The following is a 4,969-nucleotide window of genomic DNA, read 5'->3' as shown; positions in this document are numbered from 1 at the left end:
CAGCGATAGACCATGCCTTCCAGATTGGCCAGCAGCGTTCCCAGCAAACGGGCTTGCAAGGTAGGATCGGCAGGGTGGGATGGCATCGAGAGAAGCATATTTAAATGTGGCAAATTTGGTCATGAAAGGGAGACAGTTCCGATTCGCGTGCAGCAGGTCCGGGAAAAGTGCCAGGACTACGAATGCTTTCTATAAAGCAATATCGGTGCCACCACCGGACGATAGAGAGATATCCAAAATGGTGCGTTTGCTTGTGATGGCGATAACATTCCAGGCTGATCAGCCGTCTTGTTTAGTGCAGTTTCCATCCCGTTATGCCGATTGTTATCAGGCTGGCAGCATATTGAAAGAATTGATAACCAGGCAGTCGGTTCAGGATGCGGATGCTTGTGAAAAGCTGGCGGAATTTGCGTGCCACTTGAATGGCAGGAGGAATAGCAGGCAATTTTCATACGTTCATCAACAGGGCGGTGATGACTTTGTTGCTTTGGGCCTGCCTGGGCCCGGCAATGAAGTTGTTTGGCTCAGCGCGGCTTGTCTATGACTTCGCGCGCCAGGCGATCTTGTCTGTCATAGAAATCCAGCGTGCCGATATCGCCGCTGTTGCGCTGTCTGGATGGAATCAGGTGCTCGACGTCGCGCATCAATTCATCATCGATTTCCATATCGTCTTCACTGCCCCAACTCGTATTCATAATTCCTCCGTAAGGCATCATTTTACGATGCGCGCTGCCAAAGAGCCAGCTTGCGGCGAGCATCAGCCCAGCGTATCAGGGACTTCTCCGCTACTAGGCAGTTTGGCTGCCAGTACGGTCAATTTTTCTATGATGGGCGAAGACGCCAGCAAATGTGCAGCGTCTTCCACCAGTGCCTTGCAGATTTCGCCATCGAGATGCGCCTGTCGACCGGATTCGTCAGCGAAGAAGTCATAGATGACAAAGGTTTTGGCATCCAGCTTGATCGCAAACCATGCGGTAGTGGCTGGTTCACCCAGTGCGTATGACAGCTGCGCCCGGAGAAATTCTTCCAGTTCCTTTTCCTTGCCTGGTTTTGCTTCCAGACGGGCTTGCAATCCGACGGTAACCATAATGCCTCCTGTAGATGACGATCAAGTATCGTATGTGGCGAATAGCGGCTTTTAGTTCCCTGAAATGGCAATATATTGCCATATTGATCAGCTATGCATGCGCAGGCAAGCATCTTTTGCCGCGCTGCCGTCAATCATGGGTCTTTTGCCTAGTCTATACCCGCAATATTGACTTTCACCAGCGAGAAAATAAACACACCCTGCAGTCTATGACTTATCATCGTGGCCCGTTTCATTTACAGAGGTTTTTTCATGGCAAACGCGTGCGGCGTCGATTTCGGGACGTCGAATTCGACAGTAGGCTGGAGCCGTCCCGGTCATTCAGCCTTGTTGCAACTCGAAGATGGCAAAGTGACCCTGCCGTCCGTCGTCTTCTTCAATGCAGATGAAGAACAGGTGTATTACGGTCGTGCTGCACTGGCCAATTACCTGCAGGGTTATGAAGGCCGCCTGATGCGCTCGCTGAAGAGTCTGCTGGGCACCAGCCTGATCGATGACCAGACTGAAGTGATGGGGATGGCATTGCCGTTCCGTACCTTACTGACGCAATTCATGGGCGAGTTGAAGCGGCGTGCCGAACTGGCGGCCGGGCGTGAATTTACCAGCGTGGTCATGGGACGCCCGGTGTTCTTCGTCGATGGCAATGAAGAAGCCGATATCCTGGCGGAAGACACGCTGTATGAGATCGCGCAATCGATAGGTTTCAAGGATATCGATTTCCAGTATGAGCCGATTGCTGCCGCATTCGATTATGAATCCAAGATAGAGCGCGAAGAACTGGTGCTGATCGCCGACATCGGCGGCGGCACCTCGGATTTTTCGCTGGTGAGGCTCTCCCCCGAGCGTGCCAAAAAAGTCGACCGGCGCGACGATATTCTGGCAACCGGCGGCGTCCACATAGGCGGTACTGATTTCGACAAATACCTGAGCCTGACCAGCATCATGCCGCTGCTGGGGCTGGGTAGCCGCCTCAGCAACAACAATGAAGTGCCGTCCAGCTATTACTTCAACCTGGCGACCTGGCACACGATCAATCTGGCGTACACGCAAAAGACCTGGCTGCAGATCAAGGATATCTATCGCGATGCACTGGAAAAAGACAAGCTCGACAGCTTGCTGCACCTGATAGAACATCGCTCGGGTCACTGGCTGGCGCTGAAGGCCGAGGAAGGGAAGATTGCGCTTTCATCGGCGCTGGAAACCGAACTGGTGCTGGATCGCCTGTCGCCGGCGCATATACTGACCTTGCGGCGTGACGAGTTTGAAGATGCGATCCACAAGATGGTCAACACGGTTGAAACCACGGTCGCCAATCTGTTGCGCGATGCGGGCATCGCTGCCGACGAGGTGGATACGGTGGTATTTACCGGTGGTTCCAGCGGTGTGCATTTAATGCGCGAGAAAATCGGTGCCTTGCTGCCGAATGCGCGCCGCGTCGAAGGTGATCTGTTCGGCAGCATCGGCGCTGGCCTGGCGCTGGATGCAGTCAGAAAGTTCGGCTGATGCCCGAGCGTTTGAGTTGATCGTGCCATGCATTCACAGCTTGCCTGGCACGATGCATTTTAAAATGGTATAAACAATTTGCGCATTTATGCGCAAATTTTTTTATGCGCATGAAAATGCGGCTGGCGACGGCCATATTGCCCGGTCAGCCCATCATGCGCAGGATTGTCATGACGGGGTAACAATGCAGGCTTATTGTCACGAACTTTTCATGCGATAAATCAGTGAATGTTGTAGCGTGCGGCAGGTGTAACAGGCGAGTGATTGAGGAGATGGAATGTTTGCTGCAGTAGATTTGGGTTCCAACAGTTTTCGCCTGCATATAGGGCGGCATGATGGCGAAACCATACGCGTCATCAAGAGCGCCCGCGACCCGATCCGACTTGGTTCCGGCCTCGATGGCAGGGGCAACCTGACTGCCGCCGCGATGGAAAGCGCGATCGAGTCGTTGACGCGCTTCAATGCAATTTTGAGCGCCTATCCACTCAATGCAGTGCGCGTAGTCGCCACCAATACGATACGCATAGCAAAAAATTCCGCCATCTTCCTGCCGGCGGCAGAAGCCGCGATTGGTTATCCGATCGAGATCATTTCGGGCGAAGAAGAAGGCCGCCTGATTTACATGGGCGTCGCCAGCTCGCTGCCATCGTTGAGCGAACGTCGCCTGGTTCTCGATATAGGCGGCGGTTCGACAGAACTGATATTGGGCAAGGGTCAGGAAATAGAACAGGTTGAATCATTCAGCATAGGCACCGTGCCACAAACGGGGTCTTTTTTCCCTGACGGCTGTATAGATGCGGCTGCCTTTGATGCCGCCATCCTGTCGGCGCGCTCGCGTTTTGAAGATGCCGCACCCCTGTACAAATCAGAACGCTGGTCTTGCGCCTATGGCTCGTCGGGCACGATACGCGCGATTGCCGATGCGATCAGCAAGAATGGCCTGGGCGATGGCAACCTGTCGCTCAAGGGTGTGGAAGCGCTCAAGCGGCGCCTGATCCAGTTCGGCCATGCCGGCAAGATAGACTTGATCGGCATGAAAGCTGATCGCGCCACCAGCATCACCGGCGGCCTGGCCATCCTGATCGCCATCATGCAGGAACTCGGTATCAAGCTGGTCAAGCCGATAGAAGCCGGCTTGCGCATGGGCGTGTTGTGGGATCTGCAGCTGCGCGCCACCAAGCGCGACCGCCGCGAGCAATCGGCGCGGGATTTTCTGCAGCGTTTCCACGCCGATGAAGCGCGCGCCGATCGTGCGGCGCAAATGGCCAGTGCCTTGTTCGCGCTGCTCAAGCCGGCAGACGATACCTATGCCAAGCTGCTCAATTGGGCCGGCTTGCTGCATGAAATCGGACTGGCGGTATCGCATAGCGGTTATCACAAGCACGCGGCCTACATGATAGCGAATGCAGACTTGTCCGGATTCACGACGCGCGAGCAACGTGTGATGAGTAGCATGGTGCTGGCGCAGAAGGGGAATTTGCGCAAGATAGGTGACGTTTTGGCCGATATCGATTTTGCCAAGGCGGTGCTGGCGCTGCGACTTGCCGTCATGTTCATGCATGCACGCATAGACGTCGATATCGACGAGGTCAGGCTGAGAATGAAAAACAGGATAGAACTTGAACTGCGCAAGGAATGGGTGAGCAACCATCCGACAGTTGCATACTGGATGGAAAAAGAGAAGGATGCCTGGAGTGAAGTCGGCATCGATTTTTCGATCAAGCTGAATGCCTGACATGTCTATTCATGAAGAAAAATGGCGCTGTGGCTGAACCTTTCATCCCGCCTGCCTTCTGAATAGGCGTATCTGCGGCGCCTCAGCATGCGCCATTGCAAGTCTGCAGTGCCATCCTTTAGTGCCATCCCGTAATTCCATTCATTTTGCAGGAGATCGTGTTGTTCAACAGTTTCGTCGATATCGTGTCGCAGGGCGGCTACCTTGGTGTTTTCCTGCTGATGCTGGCGGAAAATGTATTCCCGCCTATTCCATCCGAGTTGATCATGCCGCTGGCCGGCTTTGTCTCTGCGCGTGGCGACTTGAATATCGTGCTGGTCATACTGGCTGGCACCGCCGGCTCGGTAGTGGGTGCCTTGCCCTGGTATTACGCGGGCGCGCTGTTCGGCAGGGACAGGCTCAAGCGCATGGCCAACCGCTATGGTCGCTGGCTCACGGTGTCATCCATCGATATCGATGTGGCATCGCTGTGGTTTGCCCGGCATGGTGCAGCGGCAGTGTTTTTCGGTCGCCTGATTCCCGCCATACGCACCCTGATCTCTGTGCCAGCCGGGATAGTCAGCATGCCGCTGCTGCCGTTTCTGGCGTATTCGACCCTGGGCTCATTGATATGGACTGCGCTGCTGGCAGTAACAGGTTATCTG

Annotated in this window: 5 protein-coding genes; 3 read left to right on the top strand and 2 right to left on the bottom strand. The window is 54.6% G+C overall.

Annotated elements, in window-relative coordinates; all coding sequences use genetic code 11:
* Nucleotides 1–524 precede the first annotated feature (524 nt).
* Together Q7T06_RS06880 and Q7T06_RS06875 are read right to left on the bottom strand one after the other, a co-directional pair.
* Nucleotides 525–695 carry a hypothetical protein gene (locus Q7T06_RS06880; RefSeq protein WP_304782419.1) on the bottom strand — a complete coding sequence of 57 codons (171 nt, stop codon included), beginning with the start codon at nt 693–695 and terminating at the stop codon, nt 525–527.
* A 62-nt stretch (nt 696–757) separates the two neighbouring features.
* Entirely contained in the window at nt 758–1,087 is a 330-nt protein-coding gene (locus tag Q7T06_RS06875) for a putative quinol monooxygenase (protein WP_304782415.1), read from the bottom strand.
* Nucleotides 1,088–1,339: 252 nt separating this feature from the next.
* On the opposite strand from Q7T06_RS06875, the gene Q7T06_RS06870 reads away from it, so the two are divergent.
* The 3 genes from Q7T06_RS06870 to Q7T06_RS06860 all read left to right on the top strand — a co-directional run.
* Nucleotides 1,340–2,590, top strand: a complete 1,251-nt coding sequence (locus tag Q7T06_RS06870; protein ID WP_304782412.1) for an Hsp70 family protein — start codon at nt 1,340–1,342, stop codon at nt 2,588–2,590.
* 277 nt (nt 2,591–2,867) lie between these two features.
* The gene (locus tag Q7T06_RS06865; protein WP_304782409.1) at nt 2,868–4,325 is read left to right on the top strand and encodes a Ppx/GppA phosphatase family protein; all 1,458 of its coding nucleotides are present in this window, start codon (nt 2,868–2,870) and stop codon (nt 4,323–4,325) included.
* A gap of 158 nt (nt 4,326–4,483) precedes the next feature.
* Nucleotides 4,484–4,969, top strand: a 486-nt coding sequence (locus Q7T06_RS06860; protein WP_304782406.1) for a DedA family protein, incomplete at its 3' end; no start/stop codon positions are given.

Origin of the sequence: Herminiimonas sp., assembly GCF_030645555.1 — a bacterium.
In the GTDB taxonomy this organism is placed as follows: domain Bacteria; phylum Pseudomonadota; class Gammaproteobacteria; order Burkholderiales; family Burkholderiaceae_D; genus Oxalicibacterium.
This window is presented reverse-complemented; position numbering and strand designations above follow the sequence as displayed.